The sequence below is a fragment of the Aeromonas sp. QDB54 genome (assembly GCF_027707385.1).
Taxonomy (GTDB): domain Bacteria; phylum Pseudomonadota; class Gammaproteobacteria; order Enterobacterales; family Aeromonadaceae; genus Aeromonas; species Aeromonas hydrophila.
This window is the reverse complement of the sequence record NZ_JAPCIT010000010.1, coordinates 15,826-40,656: the sequence shown is the minus strand read 5'-3', so window position 1 is coordinate 40,656 and position 24,831 is coordinate 15,826. Positions and strand designations below refer to the sequence as shown.

20 protein-coding genes are annotated in these 24,831 nt (G+C 48.7%); all 20 read right to left on the bottom strand.

Features of this window, described 5'->3' with window-relative positions:
* Positions 1-210 precede the first annotated feature (210 nt).
* The 20 genes from PG881_RS11815 to PG881_RS11720 all read right to left on the bottom strand — a co-directional run bounded on the left by PG881_RS11815 (position 211) and on the right by PG881_RS11720 (position 24,690).
* Positions 211-864, bottom strand: coding sequence for a YceH family protein (locus PG881_RS11815; protein ID WP_270800186.1), 654 nt, complete (start codon positions 862-864; stop codon positions 211-213).
* Positions 865-1,015: 151 nt separating this feature from the next.
* Positions 1,016-2,731: a PglL family O-oligosaccharyltransferase gene (locus PG881_RS11810; protein WP_270800185.1), complete on the bottom strand. Its 1,716-nt coding sequence runs from the start codon at positions 2,729-2,731 to the stop codon at positions 1,016-1,018.
* Between the two features lie 109 nt (positions 2,732-2,840).
* A complete protein-coding gene (locus tag PG881_RS11805; RefSeq protein WP_257685327.1) occupies positions 2,841-3,923 on the bottom strand; it encodes an LPS O-antigen chain length determinant protein WzzB in 1,083 nt (360 codons plus the stop codon).
* Between the two features lie 261 nt (positions 3,924-4,184).
* Entirely contained in the window at positions 4,185-5,087 is a 903-nt protein-coding gene (rfbD, locus tag PG881_RS11800) for a dTDP-4-dehydrorhamnose reductase (RefSeq protein ID WP_270800184.1), read from the bottom strand.
* A 6-nt stretch (positions 5,088-5,093) separates the two neighbouring features.
* Positions 5,094-6,326: a sugar transferase gene (locus PG881_RS11795; RefSeq protein ID WP_270800183.1), complete on the bottom strand. Its 1,233-nt coding sequence runs from the start codon at positions 6,324-6,326 to the stop codon at positions 5,094-5,096.
* A 151-nt stretch (positions 6,327-6,477) separates the two neighbouring features.
* On the bottom strand, positions 6,478-7,479 hold the full coding sequence (locus PG881_RS11790; RefSeq protein ID WP_270800182.1) for a hypothetical protein: 1,002 nt from the start codon (positions 7,477-7,479) through the stop codon (positions 6,478-6,480).
* On the bottom strand, positions 7,469-8,083 hold the full coding sequence (locus PG881_RS11785; protein WP_270800181.1) for a DapH/DapD/GlmU-related protein: 615 nt from the start codon (positions 8,081-8,083) through the stop codon (positions 7,469-7,471). Before PG881_RS11785 ends, PG881_RS11790 begins: the two co-directional genes overlap by 11 nt.
* Before the next feature lie 2 nt (positions 8,084-8,085).
* The gene (locus PG881_RS11780; protein WP_270800180.1) at positions 8,086-8,895 is read right to left on the bottom strand and encodes a glycosyltransferase family 2 protein; all 810 of its coding nucleotides are present in this window, start codon (positions 8,893-8,895) and stop codon (positions 8,086-8,088) included.
* 18 nt (positions 8,896-8,913) lie between these two features.
* A complete protein-coding gene (locus PG881_RS11775) occupies positions 8,914-10,005 on the bottom strand; it encodes a glycosyltransferase (RefSeq protein ID WP_270800178.1) in 1,092 nt (363 codons plus the stop codon).
* 1,118 nt (positions 10,006-11,123) lie between these two features.
* Positions 11,124-12,083, bottom strand: coding sequence for a hypothetical protein (locus tag PG881_RS11770; RefSeq protein ID WP_270800177.1), 960 nt, complete (start codon positions 12,081-12,083; stop codon positions 11,124-11,126).
* Between the two features lie 27 nt (positions 12,084-12,110).
* On the bottom strand, positions 12,111-12,743 hold the full coding sequence (locus PG881_RS11765) for an acyltransferase (RefSeq protein WP_270800176.1): 633 nt from the start codon (positions 12,741-12,743) through the stop codon (positions 12,111-12,113).
* A 77-nt stretch (positions 12,744-12,820) separates the two neighbouring features.
* Positions 12,821-13,462 (bottom strand): CatB-related O-acetyltransferase, encoded by a 642-nt coding sequence (locus tag PG881_RS11760; protein ID WP_270800175.1) that lies wholly within the window; start codon positions 13,460-13,462, stop codon positions 12,821-12,823.
* Entirely contained in the window at positions 13,431-14,888 is a 1,458-nt protein-coding gene (locus PG881_RS11755; protein ID WP_270800174.1) for a flippase, read from the bottom strand. Before PG881_RS11755 ends, PG881_RS11760 begins: the two co-directional genes overlap by 32 nt.
* Entirely contained in the window at positions 14,889-15,716 is an 828-nt protein-coding gene (locus PG881_RS11750) for an NAD-dependent epimerase/dehydratase family protein (RefSeq protein ID WP_270800173.1), read from the bottom strand.
* Positions 15,717-15,718: 2 nt separating this feature from the next.
* Complete coding sequence (gene rfbC, locus PG881_RS11745) at positions 15,719-16,270, bottom strand: dTDP-4-dehydrorhamnose 3,5-epimerase (protein ID WP_270800172.1); 552 nt, start codon at positions 16,268-16,270, stop codon at positions 15,719-15,721.
* 11 nt (positions 16,271-16,281) lie between these two features.
* Positions 16,282-17,145, bottom strand: a complete 864-nt coding sequence (gene rfbA, locus PG881_RS11740) for a glucose-1-phosphate thymidylyltransferase RfbA (RefSeq protein ID WP_226172189.1) — start codon at positions 17,143-17,145, stop codon at positions 16,282-16,284.
* Entirely contained in the window at positions 17,145-18,230 is a 1,086-nt protein-coding gene (gene rfbB / locus PG881_RS11735; protein ID WP_270800167.1) for a dTDP-glucose 4,6-dehydratase, read from the bottom strand. Before rfbB ends, rfbA begins: the two co-directional genes overlap by 1 nt.
* Before the next feature lie 691 nt (positions 18,231-18,921).
* On the bottom strand, positions 18,922-20,337 hold the full coding sequence (locus PG881_RS11730; RefSeq protein WP_270800165.1) for an efflux transporter outer membrane subunit: 1,416 nt from the start codon (positions 20,335-20,337) through the stop codon (positions 18,922-18,924).
* Positions 20,330-23,479: an efflux RND transporter permease subunit gene (locus tag PG881_RS11725; RefSeq protein ID WP_029299709.1), complete on the bottom strand. Its 3,150-nt coding sequence runs from the start codon at positions 23,477-23,479 to the stop codon at positions 20,330-20,332. Before PG881_RS11725 ends, PG881_RS11730 begins: the two co-directional genes overlap by 8 nt.
* A gap of 17 nt (positions 23,480-23,496) precedes the next feature.
* Complete coding sequence (locus PG881_RS11720; RefSeq protein ID WP_029299706.1) at positions 23,497-24,690, bottom strand: efflux RND transporter periplasmic adaptor subunit; 1,194 nt, start codon at positions 24,688-24,690, stop codon at positions 23,497-23,499.
* Positions 24,691-24,831 lie beyond the last annotated feature (141 nt).

Genomic DNA, 24,831 nt, shown 5'->3' with positions numbered 1-24,831 from the left:
ACTCACGGGCAGGTGCAAAAGCGGAATTTTAACGGGAAAGCGACGGCGGCTCGACCCTTAACGACGAAATAACGCAAAAAAGCTGCGGCATCCCCGTCAGGGGCGGGCTTGGGGCAAGGTGAGGCCATGGGGTTCACCGGATGGAGATGACAGAAAAAGCGCACAAAAAAAGGCGCCTCGGCGCCTCTTGATGGACATATTGCCAGCACATCAGCCTTCCAGCTGCGCCAGACGCTCGGCCAGCAGCTGCAGCTGCGCCTTGAGGCGCTCGACCTCCTCCTCCAGCGCCGCCAGTCGATCCGCCGCGGGCGAGGCATAACTGCTGGCGGGGGCCGCCTCGGCCAGCGCCTGCAGATCCACTTCGCCACTGAACAGGTGGGCGTAACGGGACTCCCGCTTGCCCGGCTCGCGCGGCAGCTTGACCACGTAGGGCCCCTGTTCGGCGAGCTTGGCCAACACGGCATCGACCTGGGTCACGTCATCGAAGCTGCACAGGCGGTTGGTGCGCGAGCGCAGCTCCCCCGGCGTCTGCGGGCCGCGCAGCAACAGTTCGCAGATAATGCCGAGCTCCTGGGCGGTGAACTTCAACTCGCCGAATTCGGTGTTGCAGAAGCGATGCTGGTAACGGGGAACCCGGGCATTGAAGCCGGCGGTATTGACCACCAGCCGCTTGCGGATCAGCTCATCCACCACGGCCCGGATGTCGAGCTCGGACAGCTCCAGCACCGGCTCGCGGTTGCTCTTCTGGTTGCAGGCATTGACCAGCGCATTGAGAGAGAGGGGGTATTGATCCGGGGTGCAGATCTCTTTTTCGATCAGACAGCCGATCACGCGGGCCTCCAACGGGCCAAGCACTAACTCCATTTCATACTCCCTACTGAACAAGACGTTGAGGCCACTATCTTAGCCATAGCGCCTCTGCCGTCCAGCAGCGGCCGCCATTTTTGCGAGGCGATGGGGCAGTTGATGAAACATCGCCCAGCCTGCCGGCCCCACATGGCCTCGACAGCCGCTATCAGGCCGAGGGTTTGCGCTCCAGCGCCGTGGCCACGGAGGTGGCGGCCGAGCCGGTCAGCAAGGGATCTCCCGGGTAGAGCGCCAGCGCCTCGCGGCGCAGTGCCCGGGCCTCCTCTTTTCGTCCCAGCGCATCCAGCGCGATCACCATGTTGGCGTAGATGTTGGCTCGCGGCGTGTGGCGTACAAACGCCTGACCCCACTCGAGATATGCCTCCAGCTCTGCGTGATTGTTGGCCTGCAAGCCGACCATCAACCGCACCGAGTTGACGTCAAACTCGACCCGGGTCAACCAGGCCATGGGATTGACGACGTCGAGCAGCAGGGTCGGCTCCTTGTAGCCGCCGCGCTCGTACTGGGTGACCACCCAGGCGGTATGAATGGCGGTCAGCATGAAGGGCACCACCAGCAGGGGAATGATGATGGCCACGAAGCGCAGCAACAACCAGGGGCGATAGACATACTCGCGCCAGCTGGCACGGCCCGAGGCCTGCAGCCCCTCCTCCACTTCCGCATCCAGCACATACACCAGCAGCAGCAGGGCCCACCACAGGGCGATGGCGTGATAAAGCGGATACTCGGTCTGGGTGTGCAGCAGGATGGGGGTCACCAGCGCCAGCAGCGCCCCCCCCTTGACCCAACCGGCCTTGATCACGCGCCACAACAGAGCACCGCCCATCAGCACCATGCCGAGCATGGGAGCCAGCCCCCCTTCCACCGCCCAATAGAGGAATTCGTTGTGGGGGTGATCGAGGTTGTATTCAATCTGTACCATGGCCGGGTTCAGCGCCTTGTCGGCCATGTAGTGGTGCAAAAAGGTGGTTTCAAAGCTGCCGTAACCCCAGCCAACCCAGGGAGACTGGGCAATCAGCTTGGCGGCATAGGGCCAGTAGATGGAGCGCATGCCGCCGGACTGATAGGCCTCCAGCCCGCGTTTGACACCGCTGATCCCGTACTGGGAGGCGATCCCCAGCCCGATACCGAGAGCAACCAAACCCAGTACCAGCGCCAGCCGCTGCTGACGATGCAATGCGGGCACGAGCAGGAGCAACGCCAGCAGCCCCCCCAACTGCCCTACCCTAGATTGCAGCGCCACCAGCAGCAGGCTGGCCGCCAGGATCACCCCATAGCGCAACCCCTTGAGCCAGGGGTTGGCATTACCGCGCAGCTCCAGCCAGCCGGCCAGCGTAAGCCCGGTCGCCATGAAGGTCGCCATCACATTGGGTTGTTGAAAGATGCCGTAGGGGCGGTTGGCGCGGGTGTCATACCCCAGCCAGTTACCCGGGATCAGCAGGTAGTACTGCACCAGGCCGAGCAGCGCCTCGATGGCCACCGCCCCCAGCAGCAGATAGAGCAGCCGGTCACGGGACGCCCGCACCAACTGCCACTGGTAGAGACAGAACAGAAACAGCAGACCGGCAAACAGCCCCAGCAAACGGGGAATCGCATAGTCTTTCAGGTCAAAGCCGGGATAGGCCATGGGCAGCAGCAACAGCAACGCCCCCAGCCAGAGGCAACCCTGCAAAGAGGAGAACACCAGCCGCTGCTGCAGCGTCACCTGCCACAGCCCCAGACCGATGACCAGGCTGGCGAAGATCCAGCCCCAGGCGTTGAACGGCAGATAGAGCCCGGCCCCACCGGGGTTGTGCATAAAGAAATGCATGCCCAGCAGCCAGTACAGAGCGCAGACGGCAGCAAAGAGACCCTTATTGCTCATCTTCCTTGATCCCCTTTAAGTTGTTGAGCCGTGCTCATAAATCAGCGGTGCGACGAAAATACCGAAAAAAAGGGGGCCATAGCCCCCCGTTCCTTACTTAATTTGGTCATCATACCTGCTCTGGCCGACGAAAAGCATGCCGAACCAGAACCACACCGACCCCCAACATGCCACCAAGCAAGGTAGCCAGCACGACCACCAGAGGACGCTTGGGTTTGTCGCGGCTAAGGGGCTCGCTTGGAGAAGCCAAATAGGAAAAAGACTGGAACGATTGTTGCTCCAGTTTGATAGCCCTTAGACTACTCAGCTGTAAGCGTAGATCGCTCAGGGCTGGATTTAGAAGCTCAAGATTTTTCAATTCTTTTAATACTTTAAGCTTCTCAGCAAGCGCTTTAGCCCCCCACTCGATATTAAATCCATCACGAACATTGAGGTTCTCGACCGGGGTCTCGATACCTGCCGCACGACTGATACGCAGGCTGTATTCTGTACGCGAAACATCATCCTTCAGCTGGGTAAGAGTATCAGCCTTGATACTGTCATACTGGGACAGCAGAACTTTTATCCGGTTTTGCCAGATTGTCTCCAGTTCCTTGCTCTTCGACGCAATCTCCTGTTGCTGGATGAAAGCTATGTATTGTTTAAGCCGCTGCTGAGCTTCAGTTGCAGTGGCCGCTCCAAAAGAGAGGGTAATGTTGTCACTCGGTGCATCAAAAGCAACTGCGCTGATCCCATCAGCCATTTTCCTCAGCAGGGTGCGTTTCCCTTTATCATCCGTTATCCCGGCTACCTCTGCATCCATATCCAGATAACCCTGTTCTATCAGAAACTGCCGTTTGTTATTGAAACTGTTGAAGCTGCTCACAAAGTCGCCATAAAGAGCGCCTTTTTTAAACGAATCAAAAATGGCGGCTGGTATCTGAGCGTTAATCAGCTGGTTAACTCTGAGCTCGAGTGATTCTACTTCCTGCAATGACGGTGGTTTTATCTGAGACTGGCTAACCCAAACCTGTGGCGCCAACAGGGCATAACCGATACCAGCAATAGCAAACAGGACCGTGATTATCAGGATTTGTATTTTCTGACGCCACAGTACTAAAAACAATTCATACAAGTCAATCTCATTACCTGAAGTTGCCTGCCAACCTTGTGGCAACTTATTATCCAAATTATCTAATTGTTGTTTGTTCATATTCATCTCTAAAAATGAAAAAGCTCCAACAAATATATACCACACCAACAGCCTTCACAAGGCATAGTATAAACGTTATTAATTAATAACTTTTAGCCGCAGCTTTATATTAAAAAACCAATAAAAATGTGATTTAAAACTTAAATAACCTAATTAAACAAAAGATAACCTTCATTACATAAATAAAATTCTCACTATTTCAACGATGTATCAAATCATCTTAATAAGTATTTGTTTAATTGGACTGCTCTAATGAAAGCCTCATATTACTTTCACCTCTGATTTGTTAAGATTAAGCAGCCAATCTTTCATCTGTTCCTGCCAGTGTGGCTGCTCAGTTCCAAAAAGATCGGAAAAATGATGGCAATCCAACCTCGAGTTCAAAGGTCGGCGCGCCTGTTGCGGCCATTCATCCGAATGAATCGTGCGAACATTTATCTGTTCTTTCAACATACCTAACCGAAACGCTTCATTTACCAGAGCAGAGGCAAAACCATGCCAGTTTGTCTCGCCGCGGCACACCAGATGGTATAGCCCTGCCTTATTAGGTGAATTCAACACTTGCGACAGCGCAAATACAGATGCGCTCGCCAGCCAATCAACCCGAGTCGGAGCCCCCCACTGATCATCAACCACAGCAAGTGCCTGTCCCTGCGTGGCACGTGCCAAAATGGTACGAGCAAAGTGCCTGCCTTCCCCACCATACAACCAGCCAGTACGAATAATCAGATGGTGTGAGCACAGGCGTTGTATGGCCAGTTCACCAGCATACTTGCTCATTCCATAGACATTCAGAGGTCGGGGTTGATCAGTTTCAAGCCAAGGTCGAGTCCCTGTCCCGTCAAATACATAATCCGTCGAGAAGTGCACCAGCAACGCCCCCGCATTCCTGGCTTCCCTCGCCATACATAACAAGGCCTGGTGATTTGCCATGTCGGCCAGTTCCTGCTCACTTTCCGCCTCATCGACTGCCGTGTAGGCAGCACAATTGATGATGACATCGGGACTGCAAGCATCAATCCAGCCACACAAGACATCTGGAATCGTGATGTCACACTCTTCCCTTCCAAGTGCATTAACTTGCCAATTAGGAAACATCTGGTGCAGTGCAGAAAAAAGGGCTCGTCCCAGTTGGCCACGAGCCCCCAACAACAAGATCTTCATCCGGGATCACCGGGCCCCAAAACCAGTCAGGATAGTCCGAATGGTTTTGAACACGATTAGAACATCCAGCCAGAGGGAGAAATGCTTGATGTAGTAAAAATCATGTTCGATCTTGATACGGGTATCATCGGCATCAGCTGCATAGCCATGCACGACCTGAGCCCAACCACTGATCCCGGGTCGTACGATATGACGATACATGTAGAAGGGTATTTCCCGATCAAATTGATCCACGAAAGTACGCTGCTCCGGTCTCGGACCTATCAGGCTCATGTCTCCCTTGAGCACATTGAAGAACTGAGGTAGTTCATCAATGCGCAACTTGCGGATCACCTTGCCCACCCGGGTGACGCGCATGTCCCCATCTTGTGCAAATTGAGCGCCGTGCTGCTCGGAGTTCTGACACATGCTGCGGAACTTATAAATCTGAAAATTTTGGTTTCCTTTTCCCACTCGGTTTTGCAAAAACATCACGGGCCCAGGGCTCTCCAGCTTGATCAAGATCGCCGTCACCAGCATCAGCGGCGAGAACAACGGGATAGCGATCACTGACGCTAGGATATCCAGACCACGTTTGATGAAAGCGTACACAGGGGACGGCAACAAAGAGCCTAGCTGGTTCTCGTGCAAGTGATCAATCTTCACTCTACCAGTGAGCGCCTCACTGATCTGCTTGATATGATAAACGGGAATATGGGCCAAGGCGCACCGAGCCAAGAAACGCTCCCACTCACCCGCCAACTTTTCATCCCGTAGATCTGCCACCACAGCGTCATAGCGAACGGCTCCCAAATCCGGTTCATCCAGCAGGCGCCACTGTACACAAGAGTGCTGAGTCAAGGCCTGGTAGTCACCAAAGGGCAATAAGGCATACTTAGGAGTCCGGTAACGACGACCGATGAAGTAAGCCAACCAGCAGCAGAGCAGGGCCACCACATACGACTCAAACAGTACCTGCCGGCTGTAAGGTAAGCGTAAGAAGAAGAGGATCCCGACCAGCGCACCGTAGAGAGTGGTCACTGTAGGGATCATATAGGCAACCGGGCTGGCACCTGGATAGCGTAGAAAGCGATGAAGAACAATCCCCGTCAGCAAGAATGCAATAAAGGCCCCACACAGAGTATTAACTCTAACCGCATCAAGATGACGCCAAAATTCCCAGCCCCAGCGCTCGATAGCAGGTAAACAAACAGCGAGCACACCCCCAATGAAGAAAAGAGAAGTAGCGCTAAATAACATACGCTCATACCAGCGTGAATGACGTCTGAGATAGCTCAATTATAACCTCACAATCCATTATCATAACTATATTTCGCACTAGCAATTATGTTTAAGTATATTTATTGCCGGGCATTAAACACTTAAAACCGTAGCGAATACTTTACAGCATTCATATCGGGCGAACATTTTTTAACAAATGATTAATCCATGCTTCGACATCAAATGGAGATGTAGCATCGCCCAATAAACATTGATACTCTTTCACTCTATCTAAAACAATATTTCGGTCTAATTCTAAGCCACTACGACGCTCAATAAACCTAACATTTCCTGACATGCCATGTAATAAAGTAAATATATTGGTAGTGTAAAGCGCTGTTGTTGATGATAGGGCTTCCCATGTACGCATAGTCAATCCTGATTGTGATGGATGATGTATGTCTATAACGTATGTAGATTCTCTATAAACACCCTCTATATCTGCATTGGATAGTGCATTAAAAGTCAGCCAAGATGCTGGCATGCATCTTAAATTTCTATCATAAAAAAAATAAAATAAATACTGTAATCTACTTTGGAAGAATATTTTTATGAAAGAATTAGCATTAGGGTGATTTAATAAGAAACGATTCAATACAGCAACTCGATCGCTATGATAACTACCAACAAAAGAAAAGTCATATTTTTTGGCGATTACATGTCTATTTCTCTCCATAGTTTTATAGAAAAATAATGGCATGTAAGAAAATCCATATTTAAGGCAGTCTTCAGGATCGAAGCTAAAAACTGAGTCTGCAGACTTTGATAATTCTAAAAAATTTGGTGCATTTTTTACGGAGTCCCATGAATAAACAACAATATTTATTTTTGGGTTGGCGATTTTAAGATGAGTAAAAAAAGTTCTATCTATACAGGTCCCTTTTACAATGAAAACTGTAGATATATCATCCATCCTATCAGATAGATAATCAAGAATCAGTGTTGAATGCTTTCTTGAATAAATTTTTTGAAAATGAAGGATGTTATATTTTATAAGGGCCTTAAGTAATGAGCTACATTCTGGTCTGTCAGAAAAAGAATATACTTTTTCATATCTCAAAGAAAGCTCTTTCTCAATTAACCCCTTGTAATTAAAAAAGTCTGGGCAGATAAAAATACAGTTATTGGCCATTGAACGCCCCCTCCCATTTCAAAGATGAGAAATTATATTTTTTTATAACTCTTGCGGGGTTACCAACAGCAATAGAGTAATCAGGAATATCCTTTGTAACGACGGCATTCGCACCAATGATTGATGACTGGCCAATTTTAACCCCTGGTAGAATTACCACCCCCTCCCCAATCCAAACATTATCATAAATAATAACAGGAGATGTGCTCAAAGATCGTTGAGCAGCAAAAGAATCTGGGTGTGAGTGTAAATCGCCTGAATAAGAACCATGATTGAGGTCAGAAATAAAAACCCGACTTGCGATCAAAACATTATTACCAATCTCGACTTTATCTGCAGCGACAATATGCACAGAGTCATTAATCTGACAGTCACGACCGAAAGATAACTTGGTAAGTTTATTGTGATTTTCTGAACTATCGTAAGCTTCTATTCTGCAATATCGTCCCGTACTCAAACCAACACCAAAATCTACCAGCCTTTTCCCCCTGCACTCAAATGGTAATCTTATTATTTTGGATCGATTAAAAAATATTATTGTGTATAACTTACATATAAATAAGTTAAGCCCACCCCAAAAACCATAATGTTTATAATAGTTCATTTTTATTTTCTCAGCCTTATAAGACTCGATATGATAACCCTTCTTATAAATTTTAACAGTGAGAATATGACCAAGAAGATGTATTTAGTAAGCGATATTTTACCATCCCGAAAGATCGATAAGTAGTTATGAAGCTCTCCTCTTTCCATTGAGAGCAAATTTCCACTTAAGCCACTTTCTCCAAACATAGACTTCCCACCACCAAAGTTTATTTGGAGTTTATCAATAAAAACACATCTGTAAGAGTATGCAATGTTATAAAAAAACAATCCCTCCTCCGCATGCCTCATCCCCTCTTTAAAGAGTCCAACACTAGGCAATATACTACTTCTAAACATAACTGTTGATGGCTGAAAATAGTTCCTAGTAATTAGACTTTTAAAGTCTATCACATATACGTCATCAGCTATCTTGGAGAATTTTGAAACATCTAGACTTGTAGAGTTAAACCTTCCACCACAAAGAGAAATGGAATCATCAGAATCCATCAAATCTATCTGATATCTTATCTTACCAGGCAGCCAAACATCATCTGAATCTAGAAAAGCAATATATTGCCCAGTTGATATACGAATACCAGTATTTCTAGCAGACGCGACACCACCATTTTCTTGAGTAATAACCTTTATATTGTTGATGGATCTAATGTTAATGAATGATTCTATAACTGCAAGCGAGTTATCTGTAGACCCATCATTAATGATTATAACCTCGAAGTCATCATTACTGACATTCTGTAGATAAACTGAATCAAGCGCAGATAAAATTGTACGTTCGGAATTATATGACGGTATTATTATGCTCAACTTCACGCTGAAACCACCTATATTTTAAATGGAGATTAACTCATACCACTTTGAAGCTATTAGACTAATCTCATATTTTTTGGATGACGCAAAAGCCTCTTTCTGTAGGCTATTATAAATAAGTTCATCTTCTTTTATTGATTGTAGGCATGAGTAAAAGTCACTATATATAGTGTCGGAATCAAGTAAATAACCATTAAAACCATCGTTTATTATTTCTCTTGGCCCAAATGGACAGTTAACTGATATAATTGGAATGCCAAGGGATAAGGCCTCTAAAAATGCCATTGGGAATGCTTCTGTTTTTGAAGAACATAAATAGAATGAAGAACCGGCAATACATTCATTCACGTTCTCAACAAAGCCTTTAAATTTAACATTCGGAGAAATACCCAATACATCGGCATACGCTGATAGAACAGGCTTTAGCTCTCCATCTCCATAAATTTCCAAACACCAGTCAGTATTCTTCAATAAGAAAGGAGCTAACTCTTGCAGCATGAACGAATAATTTTTTACATCGACCAACCGACCAATTGAGACGAGGCGTTTTGAGGCGAGAGAGCTTGATATCGATATTGATTTAAATGAAGATGGATTGTTAATTAATTTTATTCTATCAATACTAATAAATTTAGAAAAAATATTAAAGTCATGTTCTGTAAGCGGCACTACATATTTTGATTTCTTGTACGCAAGTAATCTTAACAGCCTTACTAAAAATGAATGTGCATTGTATTGAGAGTGTTCAGCAGCAATAAATTCAGCATACTTAAAATAATTAAGAACACCATAAATACAGCTTATATTTGTCAGCGTACTGATAACACAATGCCCCTCAGATAACTGTCTAATTTTTATTACCGAGCGAAGGATATTGTAATATAACTCTAGCTTACCTAAATATTTCTTCTGGGTAAGATACGTTATATTTACATTTTCTGGGAATTTATATGATGGCTTATCCCCTACTTTGAAAATAGAATAGATGTCTACATCATAACCATCTTTAACAAACTGCTCAGTCAAAACAGAAATGACTCTCTCAATACCACCTAGCAAGGTTATATCAAGAGTGATAAATATTATCTTCCCTTTTGGCTCTTTGTTGTTCACCCTCCCCTCCCTACTCTTTGCGATCTGAAAATGAATGCCATAAAAACTAATGTCATCCCAAAAACCCCTCCTCCCAGAGTCATAATATAGATAAGGAAAGACAGGTAGAATGGCAGAATTTCATTATTATTAACACAGACTCTTCTACAACATGATAAGAAAATGCATATATAAGGAATAGAAAAAAGCCATCCATAGTTTAATGTCATCTGAAATACTGAGTGATGAGGTGAGTTTTTAAACACATTATCCAAATACCAATCAATATCAATGCCGAATATATAGTCCATCGGCTTGGTAATTAACTGTTCAATAAAAAGAACCGAAGCTAGAGATCGATCAAGATTAGAACGGTCAATCAAACTTCCAGAAAATTTCTCATCGACTGTAGTAACATGCGCAGACTCTGGAGGCACATATGAAACAAATAAATAATTAATAGCCAATGGTAGAAATATAATGATGATGCACGAAACCCAAGCGCGGCTCAAAAATAACATTATTTTTTTAATGAAATTAAATTTTATAAGAATGTTAAGTATAAAAAAACACAAACAAACTAATACATATGCCCGACTTAGTGTTACAACACCAATAATAAATGGAGCTATAGAATATATTCGCCCAATGTTGTAATAAACGTACACTGAGAACAAAAAAATCATCATCGACGAATAATTAGAGTCAATATAACTTAGAACGGGACGTCCATCTAGATCAAACATTAGTAGCTGAAGGCACACTGATATTGTGCCAACACCGACAAAGGTCAACTTTAGTTTATACGAGATAGAATAATATCGCTCTGACATTATAATATAAAATATAGACAAGTACACCCAATGTATAACTAAATACCCTCTATATATTAGGGCTAACACTACACTAAAGAGCATTAATGAGAATAAAACAAAATCAACAATTCTTACTTTAGCCAATAAATTATCATAAATATAAAATGGAATAACTAATAAAAATATAAAAGTAAACAATGACAATATTGAGTTCAAAAAAAACAAATTGGATGGATCTTGTCTGTTATTATTGAGTATAAATAAAGAAAATACGGTTAGAACAAAAACTAAGTTAATGACTAGAGCTCGTTTATTAATTAGCATTCAATCCGACCTCAATAAACTACCTAACCAAGCATCTATGGAATAATCTTTCTTCTCATAATGGCTTACTTTTCTTTTAAGAATAGCGTTTATATCTAATGAAAAATCATTTATATCGTATAAAGATATCATATTTTCATCATAGAACTTTTCTTTGCGGATCATATAATTATTTGTCAATAGTTTGCTCCCACAACCTATAGTTTCAATTGTCCTCATTGTTAGACCTGATTGAGTGACATGTGAGATGTCTAGCACAATAGAGCTTTTTTCCATTATTGACAAAACATTATGATATTTTATGTTGGAAAATGTGAAATAATCACTGGGAACATATTTTAATTTTTTCTCAAAAAATTTTAATGAAAGATACTTAAGGGGATTTATCTTTATCTTTATCTTTATCTTTATCTTTTTTGAGTACAACTGATGTATTCTTTTTATTATATTCAATCTTTCTTCTGTATAAACACCAACAAAACTTAAGTCGTACGAATGTACAATGTCATGACTACCAGATTTTATGTAGAAAAGAGGTTGGTAGTGAAATCCAAATACCCTACAATCGTCTGGATCAAATGAATACACCGAAAAATTATTTCTAAAATGAGTAACTGCTTGCGGGTTATTCTTCACTGAATCCCATTGATAAGATATTTTTTTTTCAAAAATAAAAACTCGATTTAGATAATCAATAACTCGCTGATCGACAAACTCTCCTCTTATAACAAAAAGTATGTTATATTTATTATTTTTTGATTTCAATTCTCTCAAACTATTTAATAAAATTGTTGTTTGTAAAGCCTCATAAACTCTATAGCTAATTTTATGCAGAATATCCCATAGAAAACCTATCTTCTTTTCTTTTAAATAATCTACGCGGTAGCCATGTCTTTCTAATCTTTTGACAATTTCCAGGTGATATATGTTGAATTCTGGAGCTATAAATAATAGTCTCAAATCTTGCCTCCACATAAATGAAAAGCGTTAAATATTTCGCTCCCATTGAGAATTATTGATACTAAATTTCTTTATTATCTTTGCTGGATTACCAACTAAGACAGAGTAATCAGGATAATGACCTCGGACAACAGAATTACACCCAACAATACAATGCTTTCCTAAATGGCTACCGGCCATGATCTTCGTACCACTACCAATGAAACATTGCTCTCCAATTATAGTTGGATTTACAGATAAAGGCTGTAACCCTATGGGAATGGTAATATCTGAATATACATGATCAGTATCTTGTATCATGACATCAAAAGAGATCAAGCAATTATCACCAATAAATAGTTCGCCAGCAGCAGTAATATGGCATCGCTGCTGAATAGTTACACCATCTCCAATTGTTATTTTAGGATTGAACTTTTGATCTTCATGACTTTTTATACCTTCTATCCTCGCGGCATCCCAAATAAATACATTGCGACCTAAATGAATAAATTCTGGCGTCAGGAAAAGTGGTTTTCTAATCAAACTGCCCCGCCCGCTATGTAAAAAAAACAAACGATAGAAAAATCGCATCTTAAGTTTGAAATATAAGTTTTCTATATACTGATATCTCTTGAATGGACTTAAAAGAAAAAACATTTTTATTTTATCTGCAATTTTCATCTCCCCCCCTCTATAAAAGTTAGTCACAAAATTATATATCGATTCATAGATGACATTACAATATAAAACTTATATCTTCACATACTCGCTTGTGAATAATTATAATGACTTTCAATATATTCTTTTAGTTGTATGTCATCCAGATCCCACCAATCTTTACCATCGACTTTCTCTGGAACATTTCGATACCTAATGACTTTAGCAGGAACCCCCCCCACAATAGCGTAATCAGGGACATTCTTTGTGACAACTGCACCAGCACCAATAACAGCACCATTTCCTATTGAAATACCGTTCAAAATAATAGCGTTGGTACCAATCCAGACATCGTTCCCAATATCTACTGACTTTAATTCATCAGAAAATTTAACTTTTTTCAAAATTGATTTATCAACTAACTGATAGGGAAATATAGTTTCAACAGAATAAAACACTGGATGTGTAGATATATAATCTATAGGATGTGAGCCTAGTCCTATTTTTACACCATCAGCGATGGAACAAAATGCGCCAATACGTGTATGACTTATAAAACCACTACCCGCTAAATATGTATATCGCCCCACCTCTGAGCGTAGTATATTAGCACGACCAAAAAGTATACTTTTAGCTTCAAAACTAGATGTTTTATTTTTTCTCTTATAGAACTCAGATTTTATTATTATCTTTTTCCTGCTAACTTCCATTTTAAATAATGTTAACAACCCTTCGAATATCATAAATAATCCTTCGCAAAAGAAATACTGCTGAAATGAGGATCAACAATTGGATAAATAGAACTATTTCTGACATGGGGAAATATCCCAATAAAAAAACACTAGATAGAGAAAGCATTGGTATTATAAAGAACGGTATTGATATTTTCACCATGCTATTTCTAAGAGCACTTTCTGATGAGAATTTATATGCATATGCAATCATTAATAAAAGAGCTGAACACATTGTTGAATATGCAATACCTATCGCTCCAAATTTTTTTACAAAGAAGATGGATAACAATAAGTTAATAATTCCCTCCATAAGGGGATAATGAGAAATCCTAAGCTGTTTGCCTTCTGCCACAAGTTTCATACCATAAGGTGACACAACGATCCTTATTGAAAAGGCTGCGAGAAGGTAATTGAATATTTGATTTGTTGGTCCAGCTTTGTCGGCTCCAACCCATAAATTTAATACAATTTCAGATACATAGTGAGATATATTCAACCCAATAAGGATGAGAACTGACAACAGCAATGATAGCTTTACAACTAAATTATCTACCTCATTATGTAACCCTTTAGCATTTAATTTTACAACGGGTTGTATTATTGGATTGATAATGGCACCAGCTATCCCCACAACTGCATTAATTAACGTGAGTGCCAATATATAATATGCTAGATGTTGAAAGTCATATTTCCCAACAATAAAAGCTCCAGTGCCTGATATGAAAAATTGCGCTAAATTCCATATAGCTAATCCGCCACAAAATGACAACAGAGCTTTCATTCCATCAGATATTTTTAAGATGATTCTTGATTTCTCTCTCTTTTTGTACTCAGTAAAAATAATTGCATATGAAATAAAATTTACTAAAAAATAAGATATGGCCATCGGCAGAAGACCATATCTTGAAAAGAATATTATAGCAAAGCCAAGAAAAACTCTAGAGAACAAATTGATAGTCGCTATTATATCATTTCTTTCTATACCCGTGAAATACCCGGAGAATATAGATGATAGCAATCCAAGAGTAAATGATATACATACCACAACAAAAGAAATCTCATATTCCAGATTACCATCATTCATTGTTATAGGGATAAAAAAATTAAAATTTATCACTGCACATATTATTGCAACAAATGCAATGCTCATGCTTAAAAAACAAATGACTAATGAGTTAGAGATTGTGTTCCGAAACAATGCATTATCATTATTGAACTTAGCCAGCGATGTAAATCGACCAACAGCAATTTGAGCACCGAATCCAAGGAAACTAATGAAAAGTCCAAATTGTAAGATTAACGACCAAACAGAAAACTGTTCTAATGTAAGATTTTTCAATATAAATGGAGAAACCACTATTCCTAAAATGACATTTGAAAATCCATTTATAATGTTAGATATTGAGTTTTTAATAAGTCGATTAAAGCCACTCATTTAAAGATCCATCAGTTTATCTTTAAACTCTACAATCATACTTTCTATGTCGGAAAGAACATTTCTAGGAGAGTAGTCTGGTAAAATAGAAAGTAGAGAACTTATATTTGTCACAGGAAATACTTCATTGGGAAACTTAATTTTGTTCCAATTAATGACACATCCAGTATGTTCTTGCAGTACATCTGCAATTTGCTGTGCCGTAACATTAAATCCAGATGCAATATTTATTATTTTACCAAGGCTAGCTGGATGCTTAGATAAATATATGCATGTAGTTGCCACATCCATCACTGAAACATAGTCTTTGGCATAATCATGGCTAATATACATGTCAACCTTGCCGTGATTGATTGCATTACGGGTGATCGCCGGCAGGAAAAGCGGACTGTGCAGAGCAACACCATAGACATTGCTCGGTCTGACAATGGTTATGTCACGACCACTTTTCAAACAAAGCTCTTCTGATACCAGCTTGGTCAGGTTGAACAACCGGCGCTGATCATCGGAACATACTTTCAGGTCATCTCCTTCTGCCGCAGAGTCCTGATTCATGTATACACGGGTGGAAGAGACATAAAGGAGACGCTCAAACTTGCCTCGTGCCAGCAGATCGGCCAGCAAACGACAATTGGCATCAAACACCCCCAGCGGAGCATTCTTGCAGTCACCCTGCCCCGCACTGTAGATCACAGTCCCCAGATCGGTGTCGAATACACTTTCATCATCGCGCGGCGGCACCCAGACATTCTGGCCAGCAGCTTCCAGCATGCTGACGATCTCGCTGCCGATAAAGCCCCGCCCGCCAAACACTGTGTAACGTTTCATGCTCACCACCCATTCACCAGGTTGTCACGGATCTGGGCCAGCGTGGGTTGCACACTGTCTTTCGGTGACAACAGCGGCGCCGTCAACGGCCACTCTATCCCCAGCGCGGGATCATTCCACAGCAACCCGCTTTCATCGGTCGGGTCATAGTAATCGGTACATTTGTATTGGAAATCGGCCGTTTCACTCAGCACGCAGAAACCATGGGCAAATCCAGGCGGAATGTAAAACTGAACCTTGTTTTCTCCTGTCAGCAAGACAGATTCATGCTGACCAAAGGTAGGAGAGTCTGGCCTTAAATCAACAGCAACATCAAATACACGGCCCTGGGTCACAGTGACCAGTTTTCCCTGTGGCTTGGTTTTCTGGAAATGCAGACCACGCAGTACATTTTGTGTAGAACGCGAGCGGTTGTCTTGGACAAAATCCGGCGTGATTCCAGCGGCCTTGTAACGCGCTTCCTGGTAAGTTTCATAAAAGAAACCGCGCTCATCGCCAAAAACTTTCGGCTCAATAATCAGCAGGTCTGCAATTTTTGTTTTGATTACATTCATGTCGACATCTCTTATTTGATCAGACTCAACAAATACTTGCCATAACCAGTTTTCACCATGCTGCTGCCAATAGCCTTGATTTGGTCACGGTTCAACCAGCCATTGTTAAGCGCAATCTCTTCAAGACATGCGATCTTGAATCCCTGGCGCTTTTCAACGGTTTGCACGAACTGAGAAGCTTCAATCAGAGAGTCATGGGTACCGGTATCAAGCCATGCGAAGCCACGGCCCAGCTGTTCTACCTTCAGCTGGCCACGATCCAGATATGCCTGGTTGACGCTGGTGATTTCGAGCTCACCACGTTCAGACGGCTTGATGCTCTTGGCGATCTCGATGACGGAGTTGTCATAGAAATACAAACCTGTGACAGCCCAGTTCGATTTCGGTTTTATCGGTTTTTCTTCGATGGACTTGGCACGGAATTCTTCATCAAATTCAACGACGCCAAAGCGCTCGGGATCCATGACCTTGTAACCGAAGACGGTGGCCCCTTCCTGATTGGCAATCGCCTTTTGCAGCTGCTTGCCAAATGCCTGACCAAAAAAGATATTGTCACCAAGCACCAGGCAGACGCTGTCTTGGCCGATGAATTCCTCACCCAGAATAAAGGCCTGGGCCAGTCCGTCCGGTGACGGTTGAACCGTGTATTGCAGATTGATACCGAACTGCTCACCATTGCCCAGCAGGCGCTGGAAACTTTCCGAATCCTCGGGCGTCGTGATGATCAAGATATCCTTGATGCCAGCCAGCATGAGCACCGAGAGGGGATAGTAAATCATCGGCTTGTCATAAATCGGCAACAGTTGCTTGGAAATACCACGGGTGATGGGATGAAGGCGAGAACCTGAACCGCCTGCCAAAATGATACCTTTCATTACTTCTTCTCCCCGTACTGCTGATCAATCCAGGACTGATAGGATCCGCTCTTGACGTTGTTGACCCACTGCTGGTTATCCAGATACCACTGCACCGTCTTGCGGATACCCGACTCGAAGGTTTCTTGCGGTTGCCAAGCGAGCTCGGCGCTCATCTTGCTGGCATCGATGGCATAGCGCCGGTCATGGCCGGGGCGATCGGCCACGTAGGTGATTTGATCACGATAGGAACCCGCCTTGGGCACCATTTCGTCCAGCAGGTCGCAGACGGTGCGTACCACATCCAGATTCTGCTTCTCGTTGTGCCCGCCAATGTTGTAGGTCTCGCCAACCACACCAGTGGTCACCACGATATAGAGTGCGCGGGCATGGTCTTCTACGTAGAGCCAGTCACGGATCTGGTCGCCCTTGCCATACACCGGCAGCGGCTTGCCATCCAGCGCGTTCAGGATTACCAGCGGGATCAGCTTTTCGGGGAAGTGGAAAGGGCCATAGTTGTTGGAGCAGTTGGTGACAATAGTCGGCAGACCGTAAGTACGACGCCAGGCCCGCACCAGATGGTCGCTTGATGCCTTGGAGGCAGAGTAGGGGCTACTGGGGGCATAGGGGGTCGTTTCGGTAAAGAGCGGTAATGTTTCACCGGGAGCCACTTCATCAGGATGGGGCAGATCGCCATACACCTCGTCGGTGGAGATATGGTGGAAGCGGAAGGCCGCCTTGCGAACCTCATCCAGCCCGTTCCAGTAGGCGCGAGCCGCTTCCAGCAGCATGTAGGTGCCGACGATATTGGTCTCGATGAAGTCGGCGGGGCCGGTAATGGAACGATCGACGTGGCTCTCGGCGGCCAGGTGCATCACGGCATAGGGCTGATGCAAAGCAAACACCCGATCCAGCTCGGCACGATTGCAGATATCGACCTGCTCGAACGCATAGCGATCGCTGCCGGATACCTCCGCCAGCGATTCAAGATTCCCCGCGTAAGTGAGCTTGTCGAGGTTGATAACAGAGTCGTTGGTATCCCGGATGATATGACGAACAACCGCCGAGCCGATAAAGCCAGCGCCACCAGTGACAAGAATTTTCATAGGTATGCTCTTGAAAATTAATAGAAATTTGGTTCTATCTTGAACCTGTTACGAATAGTTCATGGCAGTGGAAACGCCCGCTCAAGCGGCAGATTTCTGGCACCAACCAAGAAAAAGACAATAGCTACCGCCCCTGAGTTACAGCCCCCAGATTGCTGCTTTAACCGGATTGTGTGCGTTGCTGGCCATGATGCCCTCCAGCTTGGGATAGTCCTGTCACCGTCCATGATGACAAAATATTGGTCTGTACGAGAGATGCTGGCCGCCTGACAAGGAACAACGAAGAAAGTTCCATGCCCCTCAACGGCAAAGTGTGGATTCTAGCGTCTTTCCTAGTGGCTTGAACAGCCAAAACAACCGCATTCGCCGTGGTAGATCTGCTGCTTGTTCATTAATTCTCCAGGCTCGGCCCCTGTAAAAAACATGTTGTTTTACCATGACAAAAGAGGCCGATTGACACTCGGTTGAGCAACGCTCAGTGAGACGCCATGACAAGGGGCAACAGCGGATAGCAGACAAGGCATGGTATCACTCCTCCCCCACTTGCTCCCCTCTGTTGATACAGTGCCCATTACCCGAACGACGTATTATGTCACTCAGGTTTCATATGTATATGTTTTTGCTCAAAAGAAACGGGGCGAACCCGATGGTTCGCCCCGTATTGGCCTGCTGATGGAAGGTATGAGTATGCCTACTGCTGGCGCTTGCCCTTGTCACCCTCAGCATCGGCGGCTTGCCAGCCGCCGCCGACGGCTTTGTAGAGCGCGACCTGGTTGCTGAGCTGCGCCAGACGGGTACTGATCAGCCCCTGCTTGGCACTGAACAGCGAGCGCTGGGCATCGAGTCGGGTTAGATAACTGTCCACCCCCTTCTCGTAGCGCACCTCCGCCAGCTTGAAGTAGGTCTGGTTTGCCTCCACCAGTGCCTGTTGCGCCTGCAATTGCTGCTGATAGTCAGCCTGGGCGCCGAGCGTATCCGCTACTTCCTTGAATGCGGTCTGGATGCTCTTCTCGTAGCTCGCCACCGCCTGCCTGGTGCTTACCTCGGCCACGTCCAGATCCGCGATGCGCTTGCCGCCGTCAAAAATCGGCAGGTTGATCTGCGGCATGAAGGTCCAGGTGCCGGTACCGCCATCAAACAGTCCGCTCAACTGGTTGCTGGCGGTGCCCGCCGTCGCGGTCAGCGAAATGGTCGGGAAGAAGGCCGCACGGGCGGCGCCGATATTGGCATTGGCCGCCTTCAAGCTGTGCTCAGCCGCCAGGATGTCCGGGCGCTGTTGCAGCAGGCTGGATGGTGCACCCACCGGGATGGCCGCCAGCTGCACCTCGGCCAGGGTCGCCGGCTGGGTCATTAGCGCGGGGACGCCAGTCCCGAGCAGCAGTGCCAGGCCGTTGCGATCCTGCTTCACCTGCCGTTGATACTGGGCCAGGCTCACCTTGGCGCTCTCCAGCGCGGTGCGGCCCTGGGCCAGCTCCATTTCGGAGGCGGCACCCAGCCGGTACTTGTGCTCGGTCAGACCATAGCTCTCCTGCTCGGTGGCCAGGGTCGCCTCGCTCAGCGCGAGCAACTCCTGATCCGCCAGCAGGGTGAGATAGGCGTTGGCCACCGAGGCGATCAGCGCGATCTGGGTGCTGCGCTGAGTCTCAACCTGCGCCAGATAGTTTTCCAGCGCCTGATCTTTGAGGCTCTGGATCCGGCCGAACAGGTCCAGCTCGTAGGAGGTGATGCCGATGTTGGCGCCGTACTGGCTGCTGATGGTACCCTGCCCCGTGCTGCTGAGATCGTCCGATCCCTGCTGGCGGGTACCCGAGCCATTGGCCGCCAGGGTCGGCAGCTGGGCCGCCCGCTGGATCCGGTATCTGGCCTCGTAGGCCTCCACGTTGAGGGCCGCGATGCGCAGATCCCGGTTGTTCTCGAGGGCCGTGGCGATCAACTGCTGCAGGGCGGGATCCAGGAACTGCTGGCGCCAGGGGGAGACGGCCGCCTCCCCTGCCTGGTTGTTCTGCCAGGTGGCACCTTGCGGCAGCGCCGGGCGTTGGTAATCGGGGGCCATGGAACAGCCCCCCAGCAGCAGGGTCACGCTCAAGGCGATCAGGGTCTTAGTCATGTTTGATCTCCTCGGCATGGGCCAGACGCGCTTGCTTGGTGCTGTGCTTGGTGAAATAGCGCATCACCAGCACGAAGAACAGCGGCACGAAGAAGATGGCCAGTACGGTGGCACTGATCATCCCCCCCATCACGCCGGTACCGATGGCGTTGCGGCTGCTGGCGCCGGCCCCGGTACTGATCACCAGCGGCAATACGCCGAGGATGAAGGCGAGCGAGGTCATCAGGATCGGACGCAGACGCAGGCGCGCCGCCTCCACCACGGCTTCGCTCAGCCCCATGCCCCTGTCATAGAGCTCCTTGGCGAACTCGACGATGAGGATCGCGTTCTTGGCCGACAGGCCTATGGTGGTGAGCAGACCCACCTGGAAGTAGACGTCGTTCTCCAACCCCCGCAGGGTGGCGGCCACAATGGCCCCCAGCACCCCGAGCGGCACCACCAGCATCACCGAGAACGGAATGCTCCAGCTCTCGTAGAGGGCGGCCAGACAGAGGAACACCACCAGCAGGGAGATGGCGTACAGGGCCGGCGCCTGAGAGCCCGCCTGCCGCTCCTGATAGGAGAGACCAGTCCACTCGATGCCGATGCCTTCCGGCAGCTGCTTCACCATCTGCTCGATGGCGGCCATGGCGTCACCGGTACTCTTGCCCGGCGCCGCTTCCCCGACGATCTCCATCGCCGGCACGCCGTTGTAACGCTCCAGCCGTGGCGAGCCGAAGCTCCAGTCGGTGCTGGCAAAGGCGGAGAAGGGCACCATCTGACCGGCGCTGTTGCGCACGTACCAGAGCTTGAGATCTTCCGGGTTCATCCGGAAGGGGGCATCCGCCTGCAGGTAGACCTTCTTGACCCGGCCTCTGTCGACAAAGTCGTTCACATAGGCAGAGCCCCAGGCACTGGAGAGCGTGCTGTTGATGTCGCTGATGGAAAGTCCCTGCGCCAACGCCTTCTCGTAGTCGATCTTGATGTCGAGCTGGGGGGTATCTTCCATCCCGTTCGGGCGCACCCGCACCAGGTTGGGATCCTGCGCCGCCATGCCGAGCAGCTGGTTACGCGCTGCCATCAGCTTGTCGTGGCCCACGCCGGCCCGATCCTGCAGGAAGAAGTCAAAGCCCGTCGCCGTCCCGAGCTCCGGGATGGGAGGCAGGTTGAAGGCGAACACCTGGGCTTCCTTGATGCTGAACAGGTAGCCCATGGCACGGCCGATGATGGCATTGGCGCTGCGATCCGGCGTGTTGCGCTCCTTCCAGTCTTTCAGCTTGATGAACGCCATGCCGCTGTTCTGACCGCTACCGGCGAAGCTGAAGCCCGCCACCGTCAGCACGGAGTCGACGTTATCCTTTTCGTTTTTCATGAAGTAGTCGCGCATGTCGGCCAGCACCACCTCGGTGCGCTGCTTGGTCGCCCCGACCGGCAGTTGCACCATGGACATGATGACCCCCTGATCCTCTTCCGGCAGGAAGGAGGTAGGCATGCGCATGAACAGGATGGCCAGTACCGCCAGCATGGCGGCGTAGATGATGCCGTAGCGCACCCCTTGCTTGACCACCTTGCGCACCCCGCTCTGGTAGCGGTTGGCACTGGCGTCGAAGGCCCGGTTGAACCAGCCGAAGAAGCCGCGCTTGGCACCGAACTCGCCATGCTTGATGGGCTTGAGCAGGGTGGCGCACAGGGCCGGGGTCAGGATCAGCGCCACCAGCACCGACAGCACCATGGCCGAGACGATGGTGAGCGAGAACTGACGATAGATGGCACCGGTCGAGCCGCCGAAGAAGGCCATCGGCACGAACACCGCCGAGAGCACCAGCGCGATCCCCACCAGGGCGCCGGTGATCTGGGTCATCGATTTGCGGGTCGCCTCGAGCGGAGAGAGATCCTCCTCGCTCATCAGCCGCTCCACGTTCTCCACCACCACGATGGCGTCATCCACCAACAGGCCGATAGCCAGCACCAGGCCGAACATGGTCAGGGTGTTGATGGAGAAGCCGAACGCCGACATGACGCCGAAGGTCCCCAGCAGCACCACGGGCACCGCAATGGTCGGGATCAGGGTGGCGCGGAAGTTCTGCAGGAACAGATACATCACGCAGAACACCAGGAAGATCGCCTCCACCAGGGTCTGTACCACCTCCTCGATGGAGATCTTCACGAACGGCGTGGTGTCGTACGGATAGACGATCTCCATGTTGGCCGGGAAGTAGGTGGAGAGCTCATTCAGCTTGCCACGTACCTTCTCGGCGGTATCCAGCGCGTTGGCACCGGTCGCCAGCTTGATGGCCACCGCCGCGGTGGACTGACCGTTGTAGAGCGCCTCGGCATCGTAGCTTTCACCGGCCAGTTCGACCCGGGCCACGTCTTTGAGCCGCACCTTGGAGCCGTCCTGGTTCACCCGCAGCAGGATGTCGTTGAACTCCTCCACGGTGGAGAGCCGGGTCTGCCCCATGATGGTGGCGGTGAACTGCTGATCGGTCACCGCCGGGGTGCCCCCCAGCTTGCCGAAGGCCACCTGGGTATTCTGCGCCTTGATGGCGGCCTGCACGTCACCCGGGGTCATCTGCACCCGGTTGAGCTTGTTAGGATCGAGCCAGACCCGCATGGAGTACTGGCTGCCGAACAGGGTGATATCCCCTACCCCATCCAGACGACTGAGCGGCTCCTTGATGTTGGCCACCACGTAGTCGGCCAGGTCATCGTTGGTCATGGCGCCATCTTTGGAGATGAAGGCGGCCACCATCAGGAAGCTGCTGGAGGTCTTCTGGACCCGGATCCCCTGCTGCTGCACCTCTTGCGGCAACAGCGACATGGCTTGCTGCAGCTTGTTCTGCACCTGCACCTGGGCGATGTCGGGGTCGGTCCCCGGCTGGAAGGTGAGGGTGACCGATACCCGGCCGGAGGAGTCCGACTGGGAGGACATGTAGAGCAGGTGATCCAGCCCGGTCATGTTCTGCTCGATGATCTGGGTCACCGAGTCTTCCACCGTCTTGGCGGAGGCCCCCGGGTAGCTGGCGGAAATGCCCACCGCCGGCGGCGCAATGCTCGGGTACTGGGCGACCGGCAGCTTGATGATGGCCAGGCTCCCCGCCAGCATGATCACCAGGGCGATCACCCAGGCGAAAATGGGTCTGTCTATGAAAAATCGTGCCATGAGGCGACTACTCCATCCTACTTGTTGGCCGGGGCATTGGCCGGCGCCTGGGCAGACTGCGCAGCGGCACTCTGTTCAGCAGGTGCCACGACGACCCCGGGTTTTACCTTTTGCAGGCCGGCGACGATCACCCGTTCGCCCGCTTTGAGACCGGATTCCACCACCCAGTCACTGCCGACGATGCGGCCCAGCTGCACTTCACGCAGCTCCACCTTGTTGTCCGCCGTCACCACCATCACGGTGGCGCCGCCTTTCGGGGTACGGGTCACCGCGGTCTGCGGCACCAACAACCCTTCGGCGCGCTCGCCCTCCTGCAGAGTGGCACGCATGAACATGCCCGGCAGCAGCAGCTGATGAGGGTTGGGGACGATCACCCGCAGGGTCACCATGCCGGTGGTCTCATCCACGGTCACGTCGGAGAACTGCAGCGAGCCCTCTTCGCCGTAGGTGGAGCCATCTTCCAGCTGGAAGCTCACCCGGGCGCCTTTCTGCTCGTCCTGGGTCAGCTTGCCGGCCGCCACCTGGCGCTTGAGGCGCAGCAGATCGGCGGTGGACTGGCGCACGTCCACATACATGGGATCGAGCTGCTGGATGGAGGTGAGGCTGTCGGCCTGCTGGGCCGTCACCAGTGCACCTTCGGTCACCGCAGACTTGCCGATGCGGCCGCTGATGGGGGCCGTGATACGGGTGTAGGCCAGGTTGATGTTGGCGGTCTGCAGCGCCGCCTTGGCGGCACCGATTTCGGCCAGCTGCTGCTTCCAGGCCGCGTCGGCGTCGTCATACTCCTGGCTGCTGATGGCCTTCACCTTCACCAGCTCGGCATAGCGCTTGGCCTTGAGGCGGGCGCTCTGCTCATTGGCCTGCGCCTTGGCCAGGTTGGCCTTGGCACTGGCCACCGCAGCCTGATAAACGGCGGGATCGATCTGGTACAGCAACTGGCCGGCCTTGACGTCACTGCCCTCGGTAAAGAGACGCTTGAGAATGATGCCGCTCACCTGGGGACGCACCTCGGCGACCCGCAGCGGGGCGCTGCGCCCGGTCAGCTCGGTGGTGAGCTGCAGTGGCGCCGTGTGCAGGGTGACGACATCCACCGCGGCCGGCGGCATCGCACCGGGCCCCTGCTGGGCACTGCCCTGTTCGCCGCAAGCGGTCAGCAGACCGCTCGCCAGCAGCGCAAGGCCGACTGAACGTGCGAGAATATGTTTATGCATGGAGAACCTGAGCCTCTGTCTATCAATGAATAACCACAGGGTTTATAGGACCCGGTTGGTAAAATCGGAAAGATGAGGCAATATACATACATTCATAAATGTATGTAAGTGACTTTTTTTACTTTTACAAGGTGCGCGCAG